Below are 23,868 nucleotides of genomic sequence, written 5' to 3'. Positions count from 1 at the left end.
CTTTTTTTAGACCCCATAGTCTTTAGATATAACAGCTTTGTTATTTTATCTTAATAAACCAAAAAGGGCTGCTTTTAAAGTAGCCCTTTTTGTTTTTGCTTTATCTTAAGTGGAGTTACCCCTGACTATGAAAATGAAATTATCACTTATCAGCGCAGCTATTTTATCTACAAGCTTATTAATGAGCCCTGTAGCGTCTTATGCAAAAATGCCAATTGCAGTAAATGGTCAACAACTACCCACTCTTGCCCCCATGCTAGAGAAAATATCTCCTGGTGTTGTAAGTATTCAAGTTTCAGGCTCTAAAGAAGTACGCCGCCGTGCAGATCCTCTCGAATACTTTTTTGGACAACAGCAGCCTCGCAGTCAAAAACGCCAATTTAGTGGATTAGGTTCTGGGGTCATTATTGATGCTGATGAGGGCTATGTAGTGACTAATAACCACGTAATCCAAGACGCCGAAAAAATGGTAGTTACTCTCGAAGATGGCCGTGAATTTGAAGCAACTAAAATTGGTACTGACACAGAATCAGACATCGCTCTTTTACAAATAGACGCTGATGACTTAACCGAAATCAAACTCGCTAACTCAGATAATTTACGAGTGGGCGACTTTGCGGTTGCGATTGGTAACCCGTTTGGCCTTAGCCATACAGTTACCTCTGGTATTGTTAGTGCCCTTGGTCGAAGTGGTTTAAACATTGAGGGCTACGAAGATTTCATTCAAACCGACGCAGCTATTAACCAAGGTAATTCTGGCGGTGCTTTAGTTAACCTCAATGGTGAGTTGATTGGTATTAATACCGCTATTTTAGGTGCTTCTGGCGGCAACGTGGGCATTGGTTTTGCGATTCCATCTAATATGATGAAAAATCTAGTCGATCAAATTATTGAACATGGTGAAGTGCGTCGAGGCTCGTTAGGCATTTCTGGTCGTCCACTTGATGCTGGACTTGCAAAAGCACAGCAACTTGATGTCAAACAAGGTGCTTATGTAATGCAAGTAATGGACGACACTGCCGCAAGTAAGGCTGGAATTGAAGCTGGTGACGTTATTGTTAGCATAAACGGTGGCGACATTAGTGGCTTCCATGAACTACGTAGTAAAATTGCTACGCTAGGTGAAGGCCGTGAGATAAAACTAGGCATTTACCGCGATGGTAAAATTAAAACAGTGAAAGTAACCCTTGATGGTGCATCAGGTGTTACAGCGACCGGTGAAGAACTCCATCCTGCATTTCAAGGTGCGACACTTGAAAATGTACAAAAAAACAGTAATAAAGGTGTTGAGGTTACTTCTGTAGATCCTCGCTCACCGTCTGCCCGTGTTGGCCTTGAAGAAGGCGATATTATTATGCAAGTGAATCGTCAACGAGTAGAAACAATTCGCGACATGAATAAAATCATCGACAGTACAAAAGGTAATATAGTACTTGGCGTGCAACGTGGTCGTGAGTCTATATTTATTTTAATTCAGTAATAAATAGCACTATTAATGTAATAAAAATAACAGTGGCACTTGCCGCTGTTATTTTTTTTATGTCATCATAAAGAGATTGCTCACTTACATAATAAGAAAATCGTGCTGAAACTAATAAAATTTATTCTTCCCCCTTTATTTGCAGGCCTAAGTATTGCTTTTTTAGTGGTTTTTTTCAGCCCTAATATGCGAGCGGCTTTACTTCCAAATGTTCCCCTACCAAGCGCAATGAGTTCGAGTCACCTGAGTTTTTCTGATGCAGTTAAACGAGCAGCTCCTTCTGTGGTTACTATTTTTTCAGAAAGTATTTCCAAAGAACCTCGTTATAAAAGAAAAAACACGGTACAAGAACTAGGCTCTGGCGTCATCATGTCGCAAGACGGTTACATTCTTACCAACTACCATGTTGTTAATAATGCAGATCAAATTATGGTTATTCTAACCGATGGCAGACGCTTTTTTGATGTACAGCTAATTGGTTTTGATACTATTACTGATCTAGCCTTACTTAAAATCAATGCAGATCACCTCCCGGTAATTCCTGTAAATGATAGCTATGTATCCAGTGTAGGCGATGTTGTACTTGCCATAGGTAACCCGCTTAATTTAGGCCAAACAATCACGCAAGGCATTATTAGCGCAACGGGTAAGCAAAAAATTACAGACAGTCCGTACAATAACTTATTGCAAATGGATGCGGCTATTAATGTGGGCAACTCTGGCGGCGCATTAGTTAACTCCAATGGTGATTTAGTTGGCATTACTTCTGCGCAGTTTAAAACGCGTGAGAACTTGAATATTCAAGGAATATTCTTTGCGGTTCCTTACTCACTTGCTAAAAAAGTAATGGGTAAGCTCATTCGTCATGGTCGCGTTGTGCGCGGCTATTTAGGCTTTGAAGGCACAGCAGTAGATAGTACCGGCAAGGAAGTGAACGACAGCCTAACCCCAGTTACTGGCATGCGTATTACTAATTTAGACCCTTTGGGACCAGCATGGCAAGCGGGCATTGAAGAGCAAGATATTGTTATTAAAATTGCAGGGCTTTCGGTAGCAAATCCACAAAAAGTGCTGGAAGAAATAGGTAATACAGAACCAGGTAAAGAAATAGAATTTGAGCTTTACCGGAATGGTAAAATAGAAAAAATCATGGTGGTGGTAGCTGAGCTTGAAACAAAGCTTTAATAAAAAATAATACCAACTTTCATACATCGTCAATAAAAAGGTCGGATAGCAATTTGCGTGTCCGACCTTTTTAAAATAGCTTAGCTAGTTAAATATCTACTTAACTACTTCGACGTTTAATATTTGCACCCAACGCACTTAGCTTATCTTCAATGCGCTGATAGCCTCTATCAACGTGATAAATACGGTCAACAACCGTTTCACCCTGTGCCACTATACCCGTTAAGATTAAGCTAGCTGAAGCCCGCAGGTCGGTTGCCATCACTTGCGCGCCCGTTAAGCTCTCAGTCTCACCACAAATTGCGGTATGCCCCTCTAAACGAATATTAGCACCCATACGCTGCAACTCTGGTACATGCATAAAACGGTTTTCAAAAATCGTTTCTGTAATAGTCGCACTACCATTCGCTACTACATTTAATGCTGTAAACTGAGCTTGCATATCCGTAGGGAAACCTGGGTGTGGAGCTGTTTTAATATTCACGGCTCTCAGTTCTCGGCCGCGCATATCAAGATAAATACTGTCGTTATGCACTTCTAGATGTGCATTTGTTGCGCGTAACTTTTCAATCACAGGCTCAAGAGAATGAAAGTCAGTGTTTTTACAAAGTACTTCACCGCCTGCCATTGCTGCAGCGACTAAAAATGTACCTGTTTCTATTCTGTCTGGTAAAATGCTGTGCTCGCATCCTGCTAAACGCTCAACGCCTTCAACTTCAATGCGGCTGGTGCCTGCACCCGTAATTTTAGCGCCCATAGCAATTAAGCAGTTAGCTAAATCAATTATTTCGGGCTCGCGTGCAGCATTATCAAGTATGGTTTTACCATCAGCGAGGGCTGCTGCCATCAATAGATTTTCGGTAGCGCCTACGCTTACCATTTCCATAAAGATTTCAGCGCCTTTTAAGCGACCGTTTACCTTGGCATTAATATAACCATTTTCAACGTTTATTTGTGCGCCCATGCGCTCCAAACCTTGAATATGTATATCAACAGGGCGAGCACCAATAGCACACCCACCAGGTAAAGACACTTGAGCTTCACCAAAACGAGCAACTAAAGGGCCTAATGCAAGTACTGAAGCACGCATTTGCTTAACTAAGTCGTATGGCGCTAATGTTTTATTAACCGTTGCGCCGTCAATCACTAGCGTATCGCCGTGCCAATTAACATCAGCGCCTAGAGTTTTTAATAAGGCTTCAGTGGTCACTATATCGCGAAGGCGCGGTACATTAGTAAATGTACTTTTTCCATCAGCTAATAATGAAGCAAACAAAATAGGAAGTGCGGCATTTTTAGCGCCAGAAATAGTCACTTCACCAGCAAGTGAAGTACCACCTTGAATTACAAATTGATCCATTAAGAGGCCCTATTTATTGCGGTAAAATAAATTTTTGTTCACGCTTCCACTCTACAGGAGTAAATGCACGAATAGATACTGCGTGAATTGTGCCATCTGAAATTGTATTCATTAATGGGCCATAAACTAGCTGCTGCTTTTTAACTCGGCTTAAACCGTCAAAGCATTCACCTACTGCAACAACTTCATAATGACTACCATTGGCTTTTACATGTACTTCAGCTAATTGAAGTTCTTCGCGTAATAATGTTTCGACTTGGCTAGTTTCCATAACTCTCACTCAAATAGGGTTGTAACCTGACCCAATTGCATTAAATTTTGCAATTGCTCAGGTAGGTTTTGCAATTCAAGGCGAATGCCTTGCTGCTTTAATTCTGCAAAAGAGTGAATTAACCAAGCTAAGCCCGCTGTGTCAACCCTAGATACACCACTTAGGTCGAAATAGATGATTTTATGCTTGGTTAATAGCTTGTTGTTCAGAAGCTGTTCATCGCCAATTGAATTTCGAGTAAGCTCACCGTTTACTCGAAAATGTTGTCCATCAACTTGGCTTATTGCCAATTTAGTCATTCGAGTTACTGCCTCTAAACTGAACTGGTAGCTGACTCTTTTGCTCTAAAAGGTTACTTACATTATCAATACCTTGCTGACGCAAAATACCTTGTAGCTCACTTTGTTTTGCATCTAGTAAACTAATACCTTCAGCAATCATATCGTACGCGCGCCATTCACCGTCACGGTCTTCGCGTACTTTAAAATCGATTCTGATATCAGGTTTACCATCTTCAATAATTTTAGTTTTAACGACAACGACATCTTTGCCTTTAAATGCTTGTTCTGCACCAAACTCAACTTTCTGGTTTGTATATTGAGTGAATACACCTGCATAAGTAGCAACTAAATACTCTCTAAACACACCAATAAAGCGTTGAATTTCTTTAATTGCTTTGGCTTTTTCAGCTTCGTCGGTAATTGCACGTACTTTAGATACTTCACTACCTAGTACGCGAAGTGCTGCATATTTGTAGTCGATATAAGGCATTAATTCTTCTTCAACGATTACGCGAAGATGCTCTTGATTTTTAACAATTAATGGCTGATCTTTTTTAATACGTGCAAATGTATTATCAGCAACTTGGCGTACCATTTTATTTGGATCGATTAATTTTACATCTGCTGCACTTACGCTTTGAGTTAGCGTCATTGTGCCAATTGCTACAATAGCTAAAAACTTTTTCAACATAATAATTACTCACTACCTTGGTTGAATAAAAACTGCCCGATTAATTCTTCAAGTACAATGGCAGACTTAGTGTCAGTAATTGAATCGCCATCACCTAGTGCTTTACTTTCCACACCAAACAAATCGTCAATTGCTTCATCTTGCTTGTTTTCAGTCACTGTTTCGCCTAAACAACGTTGTTTAGCCGAATCTGGAGAAATGACAGGGTGAATACCTAAGTACTGCTCACCTAAAATACCCGACGTTAAAATAGAGATTGAGCTTGTGTCTGAAAAACGACATAAATACTGTGCATCAATGGTCATGTTTACCACTGGTAAAAATTCTTGTGGGTGAACATAAATTGATTCAACACGACCAATTACAACACCACCTACTTTTACTGGTGCACGTGCTTTTAATGAGCCAATGTTTTCAAACTTGGCATTAAGCGTATATGTTTCGCCAGAGCCACTAATACCTGAATTGGCAACTTTAAGTGCGAGCATCGCAAAAGCTAAAATGCCAAGTGCTACAAAAAAACCAACTAAAATTTCTAATTTCCGTGAATTCATTATCTATACCCTATTAGCTGGTAAACATTACCGCTGTCAAAATAAAGTCAAAACCTAAAACTGCTAATGACGAATGAACAACCGTTTCGGTGGTTGCTTTGCTGATCCCTTCTGAGGTCGGCACACAGTCATATCCTTTATAAAGCGCAATCCAGGTCACCACTATGGCAAATACAAAACTCTTAATAATACCGTTTAGTATGTCTTGCTGAAACGACACTTGTGATTGCATGATTGACCAAAAACTACCTGTATCAACCCCCAGCCAATCTACACCCACTAAATGAGCGCCTATGATTGCTACGGCTGAAAATATCAATGCAAGCAATGGCATGCTTATAAAACCCGCCCAAAAGCGCGGTGCAATAATACGTTTTAGCGGATCGATTGCCATCATCTCAAGTGATGAAAGTTGCTCTGTTGCTTTCATTAAGCCAATTTCAGCAGTCAATGCGCTACCTGCGCGTCCTGCAAATAGTAATGCAGTAACAACCGGGCCCAGTTCTCGCAATAAACTCAGTGCCACTAACGGCCCTAAACTATCCTCAGCACCATAACCAACTAATACGGTGTAACCTTGTAGAGCCAACACCATGCCGATAAACAAACCCGACACCATAATAATCAGCAACGATTGCGAACCCACCATATAAAGCTGGCGAACAAGTAACGGTGTGCCTTTTTTAAAATTAGGAACATGCGCAAGCGCACTAAATAGCATATAAGCCGAACGGCCAAGAGCCGCAAAACGTCCTAGCGTTTTATGCCCTAGCTTTTGAAATAAATCCAACATTATGCTTTTTCTCCAAGCAGTTCATCTGCATAAGCTTGAGCCGGAAAATGAAATGGTACTGGACCATCCGACAAGCCTTTTAAAAACTGTTGAACTAAAGGAGATTCATGATTGCGCATTTCATCAGGAGTACCACAACCAATTACACCTTGATCGGCGATAATTATAACGTGATCGGCAATACTCATTACCTCTGTCACATCGTGTGTAACAATTAAAGACGATAAACCCAATACTTCGTTAAGCGACTTAATTAGCTTAACCAATACGCCCATCGAAATAGGATCTTGTCCTGCAAATGGTTCATCGTACATGATTAGCTCTGGATCAAGTGCTATAGCGCGCGCAAGTGCAGCACGTCTTGCCATACCGCCCGATAACTCAGAGGGCATTAAATCTTTAGCGCCACGTAGCCCAACCGCTTGCAATTTCATTAATACAACTAATCGGATAAGGTCTTCACTTAGCTTTGTGTGCTCTCTTATAGGAAACGCAATATTGTCAAATACCGACATATCAGTAAACAGCGCACCACTTTGAAAAAGCATGCTCATTTTAGTACGTGCTTCGTATAACTCTTTACGAGACATTTTAGGAATGCTGCCACCTTCAAATAAAATATCACCTGAATCTGGTTTAAGCTGACCACCAATTAAACGCAACATAGTGGTTTTGCCAATTCCGCTTGGCCCCATGATCGCAGTAATTTTACCTTTAGGAACGCTAAAACTCATATTTTTATATATAGTTCTATTGCCTCTCGAAAAGCTAACATCCTTGACTTCTACTATTGATTGCGACAAGTCGCTCTCCATAAAAATGTTCACTAGTGCACCTATTTTAAAGCTTTTTTGTCAAAGATGGAAAAAACAATTCGTAAGATTTTGTAATACACCCATGAAAAGGATTATAAGACTCGCTCAAAACAGCTTAACCCCGGCTTAAATTTTTAAATTAGCTGTTTAAAAGCAGCATTGTTACGTAGTTGACCTTACTCTTTTATTTATACTTTCATCTTGGCTTTTGTTACTATTCGCGCCATCCGTATTTTGTATAACTGGCTTAACACAATGGTTACCTCGTTTGTTATTTTAATTCTTGGTTTTGCAGCTCTTGTTTGGAGTGCAGACAGGTTTGTTTATGGCGCTGCGGCTCTTGCTAAAAACTTTGGTGTACCTACACTTATTGTTGGTTTAACCGTGGTAGCTATGGGCTCTTCAGCACCTGAAATGATGGTTTCAGCCTCTGCCGCTCTAGCTAACAAAACCGACACAGCGGTTGGCAATGCTGTTGGCTCTAATATTACAAACATTTTACTTGTGTTAGGTATCACTGCTCTATTTCGCCCTCTTTCAGTTTCATCAAGTACATTAAAACGTGAAATGCCATTAGTGATGCTCGTATCTTTAGCTACTTGGTATGTGTTCTCAGATAACTACTTTTCATTTAATGAAGGTGTTGCACTTTTGGTTGGCTTTATCGTATTCATCGGTGGGTTAATTATTGTATCTATGCGTGCAAAAAACCAAGATGATCCATTTGTGTCAGAAGCCTGCGACGATGTACCAAACGATGTACCTACGAAAAAAGCGGTATTTTGGTTAGTTGTCGGCATGATACTCCTACCTGTTAGCTCTCATTTTTTAATAGGTTCGGCTGTCGATATTGCTAAATACTTCGGCTTAAGCGACTTAGTCATTGGCTTAACAATTATTGCCATCGGTACTAGTTTGCCTGAACTTGCCGCTTCGGTTGCAGGTGTACTTAAAAATGAAGATGATTTAGCACTAGGTAATATTGTTGGCTCAAACATATTTAATATTCTAGCGGTATTACCACTTGCCGGTATTATTAACCCTTCTGCCATTGACCCATCATTAGTAAGCCGAGACGTATTAATTATGATTGGCGCAACACTTGCTCTTATTATTATGTCATTGAACTTTAGAGGCACCCAACGTATCAATAGAGTAGAAGGCGGCTTATTGCTAATAGCGTTTTTGGGTTACCAAGGGTATATTTTTAGTCAAGTAGGGTAAATGATGGCAACGCTAAATTTTATTGAACAAGGCCTTCGCGTTTTAGATGTTGAACGCCAAGCACTTAGTGATATTGCACAATATGTAGATGAAAACTTTCATAACGCGTGCCAATTAATGTACGACTGCGAAGGCCGTATTATTGTCATTGGTATGGGTAAATCAGGTCATATTGGCAATAAAATAGCGGCAACCCTTGCAAGCACTGGCAGTCCAGCATTTTTTGTTCACCCTGGTGAAGCAAGTCATGGTGATTTAGGGATGATCACTAAAAATGACGTGGTTATGCTTATTTCTAATTCAGGGGAGACCAGCGAAGTTTTAAATATCATTCCGGTTTTAAAACGACTTGGTGCCAAAATGATATCGATGACTGGCAATACGCAATCAACCATGGCGACCCTTGCTAATGTACATGTGTGTATTAAAGTAGAAAAAGAAGCCTGTTCATTGGGTCTAGCTCCTACATCAAGTACCACTGCAACGCTTGCGATGGGCGATGCCATGGCGGTTGCATTATTAGAAGCTCGCGGCTTTACAGCTGATGACTTCGCGCTATCTCACCCAGGTGGTAGTTTAGGCAAGCGCTTATTACTTACTTTAAAAGATGTTATGCACAGCGGCGCAAATACACCTATTATTAGCGTTTCACAAACAGTTAAAGATGCCCTTATTGAAATGTCTGCTAAAGGGCTAGGCATGACAGCCATTGTTGATGAAAATCAGCAGCTCGTGGGATTATTTACCGATGGTGATTTGCGTCGTATTTTAGAGCAAAGAATTGATATTCATACAACACAAATAGATGTTGTTATGACTAAGTCATGCACAACGGCTACGCAAGATATTTTGGCTGCTGAAGCGCTTAATATTATGGAACACAAACGTATAAATGGCTTAATCGTCGTCAATGAGAAAAACCAACCTATTGGCGCATTAAACATGCAAGACCTATTAAAAGCAGGAGTATTATAAATGCAATTTGAAGAACTCTATCAACCGCTGAGCGATGATGCAAAAGCACGCGCTAAAAAAGTAAAACTACTTATATGCGATATTGATGGTGTATTTTCTGATGGCCGTATTTACCTTGGTAATCAAGGTGAAGAGCTAAAAGCATTTAATACAAAAGATGGTTTTGGCATTAAAGCGCTTATAAACAGTGGCTTTGAAGTTGCTGTAATTACTGGTCGTCATTCACAAATAGTGCAACAACGTATGAGCAGCTTAACCGTACAGCATATTTATCAAGGCCAAGAAAATAAGCTCATTGCCTATCAAGAATTAAAAGACAAACTCAACCTTAGCGATGAACAAATTGCTTATATCGGTGATGATGGTCCTGACATGCCCGTTATGGAATTAGTCGGCTTTGCTGTTGCAGTAAATGATGCCCATCCACTTATTAAACGTTTATCACACTATGTAACGCAAATGCCTGGCGGCTTTGGTGCAGTAAGAGAGCTCACCGACTTACTTATGCTTGAAAATGGTAAAGCATTGACTACACAAGGCACTAGTTCATGAATGCAGCGCGCATAATATTAAGCGTTTTATTCATTAGCTGTATGGTTTGGCTTTGGTACCCTTATTTTACACAAACAAATATTGTACCTCAGACTGAGCCTGAAGTTATTGCCAAGCCTGATTACATAGCCATTGAACTCAAACAAACAGCCTATGACGAACAAGGTAAAATTAGCCACAAAGTCACTGCGGCTAAAATGGAGCTATATCAACAATTAGGTTTTACGTTTTTTGAAAAACCTATTTTTACTTTATATAACGAAAAGCAAACGTGGCAAATAAATGCAGACGAAGCAACATTATACGAAGACAAACAATTAATTTTAGAAGGCAATGTGGTTGCCAAAAACTTAACCGATAACGCCATGATAGACAAAATCAATGCTGATAATATTCAGGTAGATATAAAGCTATTAACAATGCGTTCGGAGCAACCCGTTATCATCACTGGACCCAATTTAAAAATCACTGGTAAAGGCCTAGAAGCCGACTTAAAAACCGAAGTGATAAAACTAATTAACCATACGCGAACCATATATTATGACCAATAAAATATTAAAATCACTTATTATTCCTACACTTATACTAGCGTTTAATAGTAGTGCTGCAGAGCAAAACACGCAACCGACTGCAAATCAAATTTCAATAAGCGCCGATAAGCAAGAAGGTCAATTAAAAGCTAATGTCGGGATTTTTGAGAAAAACGTTGAAATTATTCACGGTAACCGCCGTATCACAGCCGACCGCTTAGAAGTACATAAACGCGATGAACTTGGTGATAATAAACAATTATTAATTGCTACAGGTAGCCCTGCGCACTTTGAAGAAAAGCAATCAGATGGCACGACTATGAGCGCCAGTGCTGACGAAGTGCGTTATGATGTATCTAAGCGTTTTTTAACGCTTGTTGGTAATGCACAAGTATCGCAAGCGGGACAAAAAATAAATGCTAAAAGCATTACCTACGATATAGAGCAGCAGCTAATCAGTGCCGAAAAAGATGAAAACTCAACTGACCGCGTTCACACAATTTTAGTACCAATCGAGACTAAAAAAAGTAAAAAAAGCGACAAAGGTCAACCATGAGCACATTAAAAGCAGAGCTATTAGCAAAGAGCTATAAAGGCCGTGAAGTTGTAAAAAACGTCGGCCTTGAAGTCAAAGCTGGCAGTATTGTTGGCTTACTTGGCCCTAACGGCGCAGGTAAAACCACCACGTTTTATATGATAGTAGGACTTGTACCTAGCGACAAAGGTAAAATATCGATAGACGATAACGATATTACTCTTTTACCTATGCATAGTCGTGCTAGATTAGGCATTGGCTACTTACCGCAAGAGTCTTCAATATTCAGAAAGCTGACTGTTTATCAAAACTTAATGGCCATTTTAGAAACGCGCAAAGAGTTAAATAAACAAGCTAGAGAAGACACTCTCGATAAATTATTAGATGAATTTAGCATACAACACATTCGTGATAGCCAAGGTATGGCATTGTCGGGTGGCGAACGTCGTCGTGTTGAAATAGCACGTGCGCTGGCAGCAGATCCTAAATTTATATTACTGGATGAACCATTTGCAGGTGTTGACCCGATTTCGGTATTAGATATAAAGAAAATAATAGAACATCTTAAAAATCGTGGGATTGGTGTATTAATTACCGATCATAACGTAAGAGAAACCCTTGATGTTTGTGAAAAAGCCTACATTGTTTCTCATGGGGAGCTGATTGCATCAGGTACTCCAGAACACGTATTAAATGATAAAACAGTACGCGATGTTTACTTAGGCGAGCAATTTAGGCTGTAACATTTACGCCATGTCTTTAAGCATCTGCTAGTATTAATTATAACAACATAAAAGGATTGTTAGAGATACATGAGGCAATCACTACAGCTGCGCATGGGCCAGCAACTTACAATGACTCCACAGCTGCAACAAGCTATTCGTTTGTTGCAACTCAGTACATTGGATCTCCAGCAAGAAATACAAGAAGCTCTCGACAGCAACCCGCTATTAGAGGTTGAAGAAGCAGACTATTCAGAAGACGCTGCAGGTAAAAACGAGCAAAAAGCAGATACAGATGACATAACTGTTAGCGCATCTGCCGATGATGCTCCAAGCGAATACGAACAAGATAGTGGTGAAGCACTTGCAAAAGACACGCTAAGTGACGACATGGCTATGGATGTTAGTTGGGATGAGTACATGAGTGCCGCTCCAGCAGCATCATCGGGTCCGATGCCTGAAGACGAATCAATATACCAAGGCGCCTCTACTGAAACGCTCCATGAGTATCTAATGTGGCAGTTACAACTAACGCCATTTAGCCCTACAGACGAAGCTATTGCTATTGCTATTGTAGAAGCCGTCGATGATTCAGGTATTTTAACACTAAGCTGCGAAGAGATTTTAGAAAGCTTTAATCAAGAAAACGAAGATGATAACGAAGTCGAACTTGATGAAATTGAAGCTGTATTAAAACGCATCCAACTGTTTGATCCTGTTGGTATTGCTGCACGTAGTTTACAAGAGTGTTTGTGTATTCAGCTTAACCAGTTTGATAAAGAAACACCTTACATTAATGAAACAAAAATGATTTTAACCGAGCATATTGATTTATTAGCTGCTCGTGACTATCGTACATTAATGAAGAAAACTAAGCTCAAAGAAGAAGAGCTTAAAGAAGTAATGACATTAATACATACTCTTAGCCCTAAACCTGCAGATACTATTGTAAGAGAAGAATCTGAGTATGTTATTCCCGATGTGTCAGTTAAAAAAATTAAAGGCCGCTGGGTTGTTGAGTTAAACCCAGATAGCATGCCTAAAATTCGTGTTAATAGCCAATACGCTGCAATGTCTCGCACTGTAAAATCCAGTGGTGACAGCCAGTTTATTCGCTCGCATTTACAAGAAGCTAAATGGTTTATTAAAAGCTTAGAAAGTAGAAACGACACGCTATTAAAAGTAACAAATTGTATTGTTAAGCAACAACAAGGCTTTTTTGAACACGGTCCTGAAGCCATGAAACCAATGGTTTTAAATGATGTTGCTGAAATGGTAGAAATGCACGAATCAACAATTTCGCGCGTAACAACCCAAAAGTATATGCACACACCCCGTGGTATATTTGAGCTTAAATACTTTTTCTCAAGCCATGTAAGCACCGAAAACGGTGGTGAATGTTCATCTACAGCAATCCGTGCGCTTATCCGAAAATTAATCGCAGCAGAAAACTCAGCAAAACCATTGAGTGATAGCAAAATAGCGGATATATTGGCTGAGCAAGGAATTAAAGTAGCGAGACGTACAATCGCAAAATACCGCGAATCTCTGGCTATTCCACCGTCAAATCAGCGTAAAAGTTTGATTTAAGACGCAAAAAAAAGAGGGTAATGCTTATGCAACTAAACTTAACTGGTCGTCACGTAGAATTAACCGATTCACTAAGAGACTATATTAATACCAAATTTGCGAAGCTAGAAAGACACTCTGATCATATTAATAATGTTCATGTCATTCTCGATGTAGAAAAATTAAATCAAAAAGCAGAAGCCACCATACACGTAAGCGGTGCTGAGCTATTTGCCTCTACAGAACATCAAGATATGTATGCCGCCATTGACTCGTTGATCGACAAGCTCGATCGACAAGTAATTAAACACAAAGAGAAGCTTGCTCGACACTAATATGATGAAATTAAGCTCACTTATATGCCAGGACTGCAGCAAAGCTGCGGTCCTTTTTAATAGCAAAAAAAGAATTTTAGAGTTCATTAGCGAACTTGCTCACGACAAACTTCCGTATTTACCGCAACAAGATATTCTTAATGCTTTAATGAGCAGAGAAAAATTGGGTAGTACAGGTATAGGGCGTGGCATTGCCATTCCTCATGGAAGAATGAGCGGTGCAGAAGAGCCTTTGGCTTTAGTACTCGTTAGCGAAACTCCAATAAATTTTGATGCAATCGATAATCGCCCTGTTGATATTTTCGTTGCACTCATCGTACCAGATGGCGATAACCAGCAGCACTTAAAGACTCTAGCAACCATTGCTGATAAACTAAACAACAAAGATTTTTGTAAACAGTTACGCAGTGCAAAATCAGATGCTGAGCTTTACCAAGTTATTGTCAATCAATCATAGTTTTATAAAGGGTGTTAAATGGAGTTAATTATCATAAGCGGCCGTTCTGGTTCTGGAAAGTCGGTTGCTTTACGCGTTGTAGAAGATTTAGGTTATTATTGCGTAGATAATATTCCAGTTAACTTGCTTCCTTCATTAGTTCGCAGTGTGTCTGATAGCTACGATAAAATTGCTGTTAGCATTGATGTGCGTAACATCCCTAAACAACAAGATGAATTTAACGATATTCTTGAATACTTGCCAGGCTTTGCAAACCCTACGTTATTTTATTTAGATAGCGACGATCAAACATTGATCAAACGTTTTTCTGAAACTCGTAGATTACACCCACTATCAATTGACTCGTTGCCTCTTGATTTAGCCATCAAAAAAGAAAAAGAATTACTTGATGTATTAATCACCCGCGCCGACTTTATGATAGATACGACTGATTTAAGCGTTCATCAACTTGCTGAATCTATTCGTGAAAAGATTTTAGGTAAAAAAGATAAGCAACTGATTGTCACGTTTGAATCGTTTGGTTTTAAATACGGTATACCAAAAGAAGCAGATTACGTATTTGATGCACGCTTTTTACCAAATCCACATTGGGAACCTGAATTAAAACCTTTAAATGGGTTAGATCAACCCGTTAAAGATTATTTGGCCAATCACAGCATAGTGCAAAAATTCACATGGCAAATTCAAACATTTGTACAAACATGGTTACCGCACTTAGAGCGAAATAACCGCAGTTATTTAACCATTGCCATTGGGTGTACAGGCGGACAACATCGCTCTGTATATTTAGCGCAAACTATCGGTGAAAGTTTTGCAATGACACATCCCAATGTGAAAATTCGCCATCGCGAACAAGAAAAATAATATAGCTGAATAATCACCTGTTCAGCTTAGGTAGAGTAAGTTATGCATTGTGAAGACACTTTTTTAATAAAAAACAAATTAGGATTGCACGCCAGAGCAGCCACAGTGCTTGCCCAATTGGCAGTGCAGTTTGATGCGACAATTACATTATTTCAAGATGACAAAGAAGCTGCAGGCGATAGCGTACTTGCATTAATGTTACTTGAAAGTAGCCAAGGCAAAGAAGTAAAAGTTGTATGTAAAGGCCCCGATTCTGAGCAAGCTTTACATGCTGTTGGAGAATTAATAGCACAACGTTTTAATGAACAAGAATAAACAGTTATAAAAATAATGCTCGCATTACTAATGCCCCAACTAAAACAGATATATAAAATAAATACGGTTAGTGACGCCAGTTAACTCACCTCTCCCCATAAAGTAATATAAAAATTTATAAAGGACGCCAATGCCTGAAGCTTTTGAACAAGATTACCCACTACAGCAACTAAAACAGGTGACTAAGTCACTCAATAGTGGTCAATTTGTTCAAGTTAGGCGCATGCTCGCAAAAACAGCTCCTTGTGATACCGCATTATTATTAGAATCATCACCACATAAAATTCGCCGACTCCTTTGGCAGTTGGTTGATCCTGATGTGCAAGGTGATGTTCTTGAAGAACTATCAGAAGATGTTCGTTTAGGCATTATTGCCCAAATGGAACCTAAGCACATTGCAGCCGCAACAGAAGATATGGGCCACGATGACTTAGGTGAAGTATTACGTAGTCTGCCAGACACCGTTTATAAAGACGTTGTTAGCGCGATGGACATTCAAGACCGTGAGCGTGCAACACAAGCACTTTCGTATCAAGAGCGTTCTGCTGGCGCGCTAATGAACACCGATACGGTGACCATTCGCCCTGATGTTACGCTTGATGTTGTACTTAGGTATATTAGGCTACGTGGCGAGTTACCAGAAGGTACCGATGACTTGTACGTTGTTGATAAGCATAACTGCTTTATAGGCGCTTTATCGCTGAGTACATTATTAACTAACCCGCCAGAAAAGATTGTTCGCGATTTAATGGATGAAGATTGTGAATCCATTCCAATCTCAATGGATGAAAGTGAAGTCGCGCAATTATTTGAACGTCATAATTGGATATCGGCCCCCGTAGTCGATGATAACGATCAGCTCCTTGGCCGTGTCACTATCGATGACATCGTTGACGTAATCCGAGAAGATGCTGAGCATAGTTTATTGGGCTTAGCCGGTCTTGATGATGAAGAAGATACCTTTGCGCCAGTACTAAAAAGCTCTAAAAAACGCTCAGTTTGGTTAGGTGTCAACTTACTAACTGCACTTGCAGCTGCTTTTGTAGCTAGCTTTTTTGAAGGCACTTTAGATGTTTTACCTATTTTAGCTGTACTTAACGGTATTGTCCCTTCTATGGGCGGTGTTGCAGGTAGCCAATCATTAACGCTTGTTATTCGTGGTATTGCGGTAGGCCATATAAATCAAACTAACCAACGCTTTTTAATGATGAAAGAGCTTGCTATTGGCGCGTTAAACGGTGTTTTGTGGTCGTTGTTAATAGCAGGTGTTATTGCCCTATGGCAATGGGATTTTATGCTTGGTGGCGTACTCGCCTTCGCTATGTTTATGAACTTAGTGGTGGCAGGTGTTGCTGGTGCGAGTATCCCTATTATTCTTAAAAGAATGAATATAGACCCAGCACTTGCAGGGAGTGTGGTGCTAACCACGGTGACAGATATTGTGGGTATATTCGCCTTTTTAGGTACTGCTACTTGGTTGCTGGTTTAAATTAGAAACCTTTGCAAATAACTAAAGTAAAAAACACTTAGGGTAAAGCTGCAACTATGACAACGGATATCAAAAATAAAAAAGACACACCTAAAAAAACGCCAAAACAAAAAGGCCTATCAATATTAAAAAGTGTGTTGATATATGGTTTCATATTTTTCGTAATTTATAACGCTGTAAATTGGTGGCGACAACCTGTTATGCCAGCAAATCCTCAATTACAATTAATAGATTATAAAGGGCAAAACATTGATTTGTCAGCAATGAGCCAAGATAAACCAACACTTGTCTATTTTTGGGGAACTTGGTGCCCTATTTGTAGCATTACCTCCCCTGCCATAAACGAACTCGCAAACGAGAATAACTACCCTGTCGTGAGCATCGCAATAAAATCAGGCTCGGATCAAAAACTACATGAGTATCTAAATGATCATGGCTACAGTTTTACCACTGTCAACGATCAACACGGTGAGATATTTGCCGATTGGCAAGGGCAAGTCACGCCATCTTATATAATCTTAAAAGATAATAAAATGACGCAAGGGCTAACAGGCATTCAGCCGTTATGGTCACTTAAATTACGTTTGTGGTTATCATCAACGTTTTAAGAAAAAACTAACTGCAAGTATATAGGCACTAAATATGTGCTATCTCAAGAGGGGTTTCTAAAAGCTCGCTCTTTATCACCTACAATAATATAGATAATAAAGAGCAAGGTTTACTTAATTTACGTATTAAAAAGGTTTTAAAAAACCTTAGCGTAATTAAACTAATCTACTAGTTGTTATTAGATTGAATCACTAACGTGTACTTTGACGATTACCGCCTACTTTTGGTTTAGTGTTTGCCTTTTTAAATTGGCTAAAACCGGTATGTCGCGTTAGTGCAGGACGTCCGCCTTTACTGCCACCTTTACCTGCTTTTTCATCACGCCCTTCTTCAGGCACTAAACAGTTAGGCCCTTTACCAATTAAATTAGCTTTACCCATTTTACGCAGTGCTTCACGTATCATCGGCCAACCTGCTGCATCATGGTAGCGTAAAATAGCTTTATGTAATCTACGTTGGCGAGCACCTTTAGGTACTGGAACAACTTCTGTATTGTTTTTTATATTACGTAAAGAGTTCATTTCTGTGTGGTAAATAGTCGTCGCATTAGCCATCGGTGATGGGTAAAAATTTTGTACCTGATCAAGCTTAAAGTCGTTTGATTTAAGCCATAAAGCCATGTTTACCATGTCTTCATCTTTTGTCCCTGGGTGAGCAGATATAAAGTAAGGAATTAAATACTGCTTTTTACCGGCTTCTTTAGAGTACTTATCAAATAATTCTTTAAATTGATCGTACGCCCCCATACCTGGTTTCATCATTTTTGATAATGGACCATCCTCTGTATGCTCTGGCGCTATTTTTAAGTAGCCACCTACATGATGCGTTACTAATTCTTTAACGTAACGCGGGTCGCGTACAGCTAAGTCGTAACGAACTCCAGAAGCAATCAATACCTTTTTGATACCCTTAACTTCACGTGCTTTTTTGTATAAGTCTATTGTTGGCGTATGATCTGTATCCATATGCTTACAAATTTCAGGATACACACATGATAAACGTCTACAGGTACTTTCTGCCTTTTTGCTAGTACAACGCAGTTTATACATATTTGCCGTTGGGCCACCTAAGTCAGAGATAACACCAGTAAAACCGGGTACCTTATCTCTAATCTGTTCAATTTCTTCAATAATTGATTCTTGCGAACGGCTTTGAATAATACGCCCTTCATGCTCCGTAATTGAGCAAAACGAACAACCTCCAAAACAGCCGCGCATAATATTAACTGACGTTTTTATCATGTCGTAAGCAGGAATTTTAGAGTCGCCGTAACTTGGGTGAGGAATACGCTGATACGGTAAACCAAACACAGCATCCATCTCATGTGTTTCTAATGGGTATGCTGGCGGGTTTACCCAAATAGAACGATCGCCGTGTCGCTGAAACAGTGCTCTTGCACAACCAGGATTTGTTTCTTGATGTAGAATACGCGAAGCGTGGGCGTATAAAGGTTTGTTAACACTTACTTGCTCATAAGCAGGTAACTTAACGTAAGTTTTTTCCCATGGCTTAGGTCGCGCAGGCTGAACCATAATCGGTTTTGCAGCTTCTGCTTTTAAATCTATACCGGCTTGTTTAAATTCAGATTTACTACAGCCAACATCATCAGCGCCGTATGGATTTGGAATTGGATCAATTTTACCAATTTTATCTATAGCGGTGGAGTCACTTCCACGCCAACCTGGTAAAGGTTCTTTTCTGATAACAGCCGTGCCGCGAATATCTTGAATAGTATCCATTGTTTCGCCTGCGGCAATACGATGTGCAACTTCAACTAACGGACGCTCTGCGTTACCGTAAATTAAAATATCAGCTTTTGCATCAAACAAAATACTACGACGTACTTTTTCTTGCCAATAGTCGTAATGAGCTATACGACGAAGACTCGCTTCAATACCACCAATAACAATTGGTATTCCTTTGTATGCTTCACGGCATTTTTGCGAGTAAATCATTACGGCGCGATCTGGACGTTTACCACCTACGTTATCTGGCGTGTAAGCATCATCGTGGCGCATACGCTTTTCAGCTGTATAGCGGTTAATCATCGAATCCATGTTGCCAGCTGTTACACCAAAAAATAAATTCGGTCTGCCTAGTTCCATAAATGCATCTTTAGAGTCCCATGCTGGCTGGGCGATAATACCTACTCTAAAACCTTGCGCTTCAAGTACACGGCCAATTACCGCCATACCAAAACTAGGATGATCGACGTACGCGTCACCACTAATTATTATTATGTCGCAGCTATCCCAGCCAAGTGCATCCATTTCTTCACGTGTAGTTGGTAAAAATGGCGCGGTGCCATAACATTCAGCCCAGTATTTAGGGTATGAAAATAAGGCGCGCTTAGCTTTGAGTGTGCTCATAATTGTGGCCGTAGAATAACAAAAGGCGCGAATTATACCCTACTAAATTGTTTATATATACAAAGTAGTCAAAGCATATCGCGCCTTAAATTCTAAATCGTTCATTAGCTTAAATAATAAGTTAATCTTTTTAGCGTTTATTTATAAATTCTATTAATTCATTTTCAGGCATGGGTTTAGCATACATAAAACCTTGTACTTCATCGCATCCTAAATTTTTTAAGAACTGGGCTTGCTCTTGTGTTTCGACCCCTTCAGCAATTGTTTTTAAGCCCAACTTAGCACCAAGTGATATAACTAAGGCAGCAATAGCGCCAGTGTCGTCATTTGGTAAATCTTTAATAAATGCACGATCTATTTTCAACCGATCCAAAGGTAAACTTTGAATGTAACTCAGCGACGAAAAACCAGTACCAAAGTCATCAATAGCAACTTCCATTCCGAGTTCTTTTAGCTCGCTTAGCGTACTAATAACCGTTTCCAGCTCATCCATTACTACGCTCTCGGTGATTTCTAATTCTATGTTTTTTGGCTTAACACCATATTTTAACAATGTATTTTTAACAGTTTGCGCATAACCTTTTACTTTAAACTGTGGAACAGACACATTAACTGCAATACAAATTTCTGTGCCCATATTTTCTAGGCGCTTTTGCTGTTGGCAAGCTTGTTCTAATACCCACTGCCCTATATCAACAATTAAGCCCGCATCCTCTGCAAGTGGCACAAATACAGCCGGTGATATATACACGCCATCACTTGCCGGCCAGCGTAATAATGCCTCACATCCAATTAGCGATAAGTCATCTAGTGCAAGTTGAGGTTGGTACCATACCTCTAATTTATTTCGAGCAAAGTCATGACGTAACTGCCTAATAATCCCTATCCGCCAAGCCATCTTATCTTGCATATCAATATTGTAATAAACGCCTTCTTTATGCTTTGCTTTTTTAGCTTGGTCAAGTGCAATATAAGCAACTTTAAGTGTATCAATACCGCTACTTTGAAAGTCTTGTTGTTGGCATAAGCCCACTCTAAAATCGATAGGGAGTAAATGTTCTTCTGCGTAAAATGAAATACCTAATTGCTCATTCAATTTTTTTAAGTCAAATTCGTCTTGGCGAATAATAAAACCAAAAACATCAGCGCCAATACGTGATAGTAATTTAGCTGTTGGGTAATTTTCTCTTAACCTTTGCACAATGCCAATTAATACTTTATTGCCGACCTCTTGCCCTAAGCCATTATTAATATCTGCAAAATTAACTACATCAAGTAATACAAATACATGATCGTTCACGTGTGGCTTTTGATAACTCACCACCCGCTCAATAAAGTTAGTACGATTTGAAATACCAGTAAGCACATCTTTATAAGCAGCATCTCTTAACTTTACAAATAACCTTATGTTATCAAGTGCTACACTTACATTAGTTAAGAAAACTTCAGCAAATTGTAGCTGTGCTTGTAAGGGAATGTGGTCGCACTCTATATATAAAGCCGCTTTTCGATGCTTACTTTTTAATATAAATGTTGAACTTGAGTCTATGTGTTGGTGCTTCGACAAACCAAAACACGACTCAACTTGTTCAAATACTTTGCTATCAACATTAATTAATTTTTTACCAAAATAGCTTTCGTAATGCCCGCAACCACCTAAGACCTGAATAAAATCATCGCCATCTAACTTACTGCAAACAAGCCCTCTAGGTGAACATTTTAAAATAATACTCATGTGCTTGATGATTTCTTTGCATAATTGCTTAACATCAGTAAGTCCTAAAATAGACTTTGATGCTGAAACAATCGTGTTCATTGCATCACTTTGATATTCAAGCTGACATACCTGCTCGTATGAGCGAATAGCGGTTATAAGCGAAGTTACTAACTTAGAACGAGTCAGCTCTGTTTTCGTTTTATAGTCATTTATGTCGTATTCTCGTATTACTTTTTCTTCTGGTGTAATACCTGCTTGCCCTGTTCTTAAAATAATTCTTACATGTTGATTATTTAATTCGTCACGCACCCTTTTTACAACCTGCAAACCGGCATCGTCAGTTTCCATAACAACGTCTAAAAAAATAACCGAAATATTTTTATTTTTAGCTAGCACTTCTATTGCTTCTGCACCCGAATAAGCATCGTGAAATCGCAAGCCAGCCCCTAAAAACTCAACGCCAGACAAAGCTAATTTTGTTACAGAATGAATCTCAGGTTCGTCATCAACAATTAAAATATCCCAAAACTTAGTCTGCTCAACAACAGCATCGTCTTCAAAATCTTGTTCAAAAAATAAAAAATCGTTTTGATCTGACGACATTCGCTCTCCTAAGTAGCAATCAATAAATTATTTTTGGTTTATAATCTAATTCATACTATAGTCGATTAATAAAAAGTTGTTGTATTTCAACTTGAAAAACTAATAAAAGGTGTGCTTATTAAACCATTAAAAATATTAATCAAATGCGTACTGTTATTACTATTAGTATTGGCACTGGTAGGGCTAATACTGCCTCAAAGTTATAGTGTAAATAAAACAATCGAAATTAATGCCAATCTTAAAGTAATAAAGCCGCTTATCACCGACTTTAGCCAATGGCAAAAATGGTCTCCATGGGAAAAAGTAGACCCCAGCATACGTTTTACTTTGGGCGAACCCAGTTCTGGCCTAGGGGCTCATCAGTCTTGGAAAGGAAAATGGGGGTATGGTGAAATGATCATAACTTCGGTAAGCCAAAATAAAGTCAGCTTCAACATACTTTTAAATGCTGAACATATTATTAGAGGCACTTTTAACCTTAGCGAGCAAAACGGTATAGTTACGTTAATATGTAATATTAAAGGTCAAACAACTGCTCCTTTAATATCTGGTTACACTGCAATTTTAAGCGAGTACGTACTCAGTAATACAGTTTCACTGGGGTTAAATAACCTTCAAACTGTTGCACAGCTTAGTGATCCACAAAGGATAATGCACAGTCATGACAGTCAAAACAGCACAGGCGAGAATTAATCTTGCCAACATCATCGAATCCTTACTTGGTTACCCTATAACAAAAGTAGGTAGTAACGGTGTACTACCCACTAACGAGCAAAGTTACGATATTAAGGGCCAAATTAAGCCGCTTTATCATATCAACAGTGAAAACTCTGTTTTAGCTCGCGCTCAAAAGCGCCAAGATTTATTACTTATTAAACAACAACAAAATATAGAATCAATTTTAGCAATGGCTATGGGGTTTTGCCCTGATGTAGCAAGTAGTAAACAGCCCGATGTTGATTGGGTAGAGCATTTTATAGCTCTGTGTGAAGATACTTCTAATGAATCAATGCAAATTTTATGGGCAAAAATTTTAACAGGAGAAACACTCAATCCTGGTACGTTTTCAATTAAAAGCCTACAAACTTTAAAACATATGACACAGCGAGAAGCAGACTCTTTGCAAAAATGTGTGTCGCTCTCAGGCTATAACGAAAAAGACGACAGCCACTTTATTTTACTCGGTTTTTACAAAAAACCATCTTTGTTTGATTTGCTACGAAAAGGCAATAAAGTATCTCTAAATTTAGGAAAAACGGGTATTAGCTTTCCTGATATTTTAACGCTCATGGATCTTAATTTACTGTATAGAAAAGAAATTGAATCTGCAGTGCTTAAAGCGGGACAAGAACTTACCCTTTCATTTTTATCGCAAAAGGTAACGTTAAAAGCAAAGAGTAGTGATTTGGTATTAAGCTATTACAAGTTTACGCAAACAGGTGACGAGCTATCTAAACTCATTAATTTCCCTGTCAATAAGGTCTATAAGCAGTTGATTAATAATGCGCTAGAGGGAGAGTTTGATTTAGCGTGGCACGCAATAAAATAATATGCCACGCTTTGTTTAATTAGA

26 protein-coding genes are annotated in these 23,868 nt (G+C 39.2%); 17 read left to right on the top strand and 9 right to left on the bottom strand.

The features are described 5' to 3' along the window. Positions 1-127: 127 nt before the first annotated feature. Together QL995_RS03110 and QL995_RS03105 are read left to right on the top strand one after the other, a co-directional pair. A complete protein-coding gene (locus QL995_RS03110) occupies positions 128-1,480 on the top strand; it encodes a Do family serine endopeptidase (RefSeq protein WP_010554276.1) in 1,353 nt (450 codons plus the stop codon). Positions 1,481-1,582: 102 nt separating this feature from the next. Further along, entirely contained in the window at positions 1,583-2,665 is a 1,083-nt protein-coding gene (locus QL995_RS03105) for a trypsin-like peptidase domain-containing protein (RefSeq protein ID WP_007580320.1), read from the top strand. A 100-nt stretch (positions 2,666-2,765) separates the two neighbouring features. On the opposite strand, the gene murA is transcribed toward QL995_RS03105, so the two are convergent. The 7 genes from murA to QL995_RS03070 are packed head-to-tail and all read right to left on the bottom strand — an operon-like array spanning position 2,766 to position 7,430. Further along, positions 2,766-4,025, bottom strand: coding sequence for a UDP-N-acetylglucosamine 1-carboxyvinyltransferase (murA, locus tag QL995_RS03100; protein WP_007580318.1), 1,260 nt, complete (start codon positions 4,023-4,025; stop codon positions 2,766-2,768). 13 nt (positions 4,026-4,038) lie between these two features. Next, positions 4,039-4,296 (bottom strand): BolA family protein, encoded by a 258-nt coding sequence (locus QL995_RS03095; protein WP_002957953.1) that lies wholly within the window; start codon positions 4,294-4,296, stop codon positions 4,039-4,041. A gap of 5 nt (positions 4,297-4,301) precedes the next feature. Continuing rightward, positions 4,302-4,595 (bottom strand): STAS domain-containing protein, encoded by a 294-nt coding sequence (locus QL995_RS03090; protein ID WP_010554274.1) that lies wholly within the window; start codon positions 4,593-4,595, stop codon positions 4,302-4,304. Further along, complete coding sequence (locus QL995_RS03085) at positions 4,588-5,268, bottom strand: ABC transporter substrate-binding protein (protein WP_007580315.1); 681 nt, start codon at positions 5,266-5,268, stop codon at positions 4,588-4,590. Before QL995_RS03085 ends, QL995_RS03090 begins: the two co-directional genes overlap by 8 nt. A 5-nt stretch (positions 5,269-5,273) precedes the next feature. Further along, positions 5,274-5,822, bottom strand: coding sequence for an outer membrane lipid asymmetry maintenance protein MlaD (gene mlaD, locus QL995_RS03080; RefSeq protein WP_002957950.1), 549 nt, complete (start codon positions 5,820-5,822; stop codon positions 5,274-5,276). A gap of 13 nt (positions 5,823-5,835) precedes the next feature. After that, positions 5,836-6,615 (bottom strand): lipid asymmetry maintenance ABC transporter permease subunit MlaE, encoded by a 780-nt coding sequence (gene mlaE / locus QL995_RS03075; protein WP_002957949.1) that lies wholly within the window; start codon positions 6,613-6,615, stop codon positions 5,836-5,838. Beyond that, a complete protein-coding gene (locus tag QL995_RS03070) occupies positions 6,615-7,430 on the bottom strand; it encodes an ATP-binding cassette domain-containing protein (protein ID WP_076915496.1) in 816 nt (271 codons plus the stop codon). Before QL995_RS03070 ends, mlaE begins: the two co-directional genes overlap by 1 nt. A gap of 255 nt (positions 7,431-7,685) precedes the next feature. Between QL995_RS03070 and QL995_RS03065 the strand changes: the two genes are divergently transcribed. The 13 genes from QL995_RS03065 (at position 7,686) to QL995_RS03005 (ending at position 17,605) form a co-directional block, all read left to right on the top strand. Further along, positions 7,686-8,654 carry a calcium/sodium antiporter gene (locus QL995_RS03065; protein WP_024607453.1) on the top strand — a complete coding sequence of 323 codons (969 nt, stop codon included), beginning with the start codon at positions 7,686-7,688 and terminating at the stop codon, positions 8,652-8,654. A 3-nt stretch (positions 8,655-8,657) separates the two neighbouring features. After that, positions 8,658-9,629 carry a KpsF/GutQ family sugar-phosphate isomerase gene (locus QL995_RS03060; protein ID WP_024607452.1) on the top strand — a complete coding sequence of 324 codons (972 nt, stop codon included), beginning with the start codon at positions 8,658-8,660 and terminating at the stop codon, positions 9,627-9,629. Continuing rightward, entirely contained in the window at positions 9,630-10,181 is a 552-nt protein-coding gene (gene kdsC / locus QL995_RS03055; protein ID WP_007580311.1) for a 3-deoxy-manno-octulosonate-8-phosphatase KdsC, read from the top strand. Further along, positions 10,178-10,732 carry an LPS export ABC transporter periplasmic protein LptC gene (lptC, locus tag QL995_RS03050; protein ID WP_007580308.1) on the top strand — a complete coding sequence of 185 codons (555 nt, stop codon included), beginning with the start codon at positions 10,178-10,180 and terminating at the stop codon, positions 10,730-10,732. Before kdsC ends, lptC begins: the two co-directional genes overlap by 4 nt. Beyond that, entirely contained in the window at positions 10,722-11,267 is a 546-nt protein-coding gene (gene lptA, locus QL995_RS03045; RefSeq protein ID WP_007580307.1) for a lipopolysaccharide transport periplasmic protein LptA, read from the top strand. Before lptC ends, lptA begins: the two co-directional genes overlap by 11 nt. Further along, entirely contained in the window at positions 11,264-11,989 is a 726-nt protein-coding gene (gene lptB, locus QL995_RS03040; protein WP_007580304.1) for an LPS export ABC transporter ATP-binding protein, read from the top strand. Before lptA ends, lptB begins: the two co-directional genes overlap by 4 nt. A gap of 69 nt (positions 11,990-12,058) precedes the next feature. Next, positions 12,059-13,558, top strand: coding sequence for an RNA polymerase factor sigma-54 (locus tag QL995_RS03035; protein ID WP_007580303.1), 1,500 nt, complete (start codon positions 12,059-12,061; stop codon positions 13,556-13,558). Between the two features lie 26 nt (positions 13,559-13,584). Further along, complete coding sequence (gene hpf, locus QL995_RS03030) at positions 13,585-13,872, top strand: ribosome hibernation promoting factor (protein ID WP_007580301.1); 288 nt, start codon at positions 13,585-13,587, stop codon at positions 13,870-13,872. Between the two features lie 4 nt (positions 13,873-13,876). Then, a complete protein-coding gene (gene ptsN, locus QL995_RS03025; protein ID WP_024594001.1) occupies positions 13,877-14,329 on the top strand; it encodes a PTS IIA-like nitrogen regulatory protein PtsN in 453 nt (150 codons plus the stop codon). A gap of 18 nt (positions 14,330-14,347) precedes the next feature. Further along, complete coding sequence (gene rapZ, locus QL995_RS03020) at positions 14,348-15,193, top strand: RNase adapter RapZ (RefSeq protein WP_166377049.1); 846 nt, start codon at positions 14,348-14,350, stop codon at positions 15,191-15,193. A 42-nt stretch (positions 15,194-15,235) separates the two neighbouring features. Beyond that, positions 15,236-15,508 (top strand): HPr family phosphocarrier protein, encoded by a 273-nt coding sequence (locus QL995_RS03015; protein WP_002957937.1) that lies wholly within the window; start codon positions 15,236-15,238, stop codon positions 15,506-15,508. Between the two features lie 130 nt (positions 15,509-15,638). Next, a complete protein-coding gene (mgtE, locus tag QL995_RS03010; protein ID WP_010554268.1) occupies positions 15,639-16,997 on the top strand; it encodes a magnesium transporter in 1,359 nt (452 codons plus the stop codon). 56 nt (positions 16,998-17,053) lie between these two features. Beyond that, positions 17,054-17,605 (top strand): protein disulfide oxidoreductase, encoded by a 552-nt coding sequence (locus QL995_RS03005; protein WP_290292633.1) that lies wholly within the window; start codon positions 17,054-17,056, stop codon positions 17,603-17,605. A gap of 192 nt (positions 17,606-17,797) precedes the next feature. On the opposite strand, the gene QL995_RS03000 is transcribed toward QL995_RS03005, so the two are convergent. Both QL995_RS03000 and QL995_RS02995 read right to left on the bottom strand, forming a co-directional pair. Then, positions 17,798-19,975: a YgiQ family radical SAM protein gene (locus QL995_RS03000; protein ID WP_007580292.1), complete on the bottom strand. Its 2,178-nt coding sequence runs from the start codon at positions 19,973-19,975 to the stop codon at positions 17,798-17,800. Positions 19,976-20,105: 130 nt separating this feature from the next. After that, positions 20,106-22,295 carry an EAL domain-containing protein gene (locus QL995_RS02995; RefSeq protein ID WP_290292627.1) on the bottom strand — a complete coding sequence of 730 codons (2,190 nt, stop codon included), beginning with the start codon at positions 22,293-22,295 and terminating at the stop codon, positions 20,106-20,108. 111 nt (positions 22,296-22,406) lie between these two features. Here QL995_RS02995 and QL995_RS02990 point away from each other — a divergent pair, with 111 nt between their 5' ends. Both QL995_RS02990 and QL995_RS02985 read left to right on the top strand, forming a co-directional pair. Then, positions 22,407-22,988 carry an SRPBCC family protein gene (locus tag QL995_RS02990; protein ID WP_007580289.1) on the top strand — a complete coding sequence of 194 codons (582 nt, stop codon included), beginning with the start codon at positions 22,407-22,409 and terminating at the stop codon, positions 22,986-22,988. Next, positions 22,957-23,844: a TIGR03899 family protein gene (locus tag QL995_RS02985; RefSeq protein WP_024594005.1), complete on the top strand. Its 888-nt coding sequence runs from the start codon at positions 22,957-22,959 to the stop codon at positions 23,842-23,844. The genes QL995_RS02990 and QL995_RS02985 overlap by 32 nt, the downstream gene beginning before the upstream one ends. Positions 23,845-23,868 lie beyond the last annotated feature (24 nt).

The organism is Pseudoalteromonas sp. APC 3358, from assembly GCF_030408075.1.
In the GTDB taxonomy this organism is placed as follows: Bacteria; Pseudomonadota; Gammaproteobacteria; order Enterobacterales; family Alteromonadaceae; genus Pseudoalteromonas; species Pseudoalteromonas arctica.
Note: the sequence above shows the minus strand (reverse complement) of the source record. Positions and strands in the feature narration are given on the sequence as shown.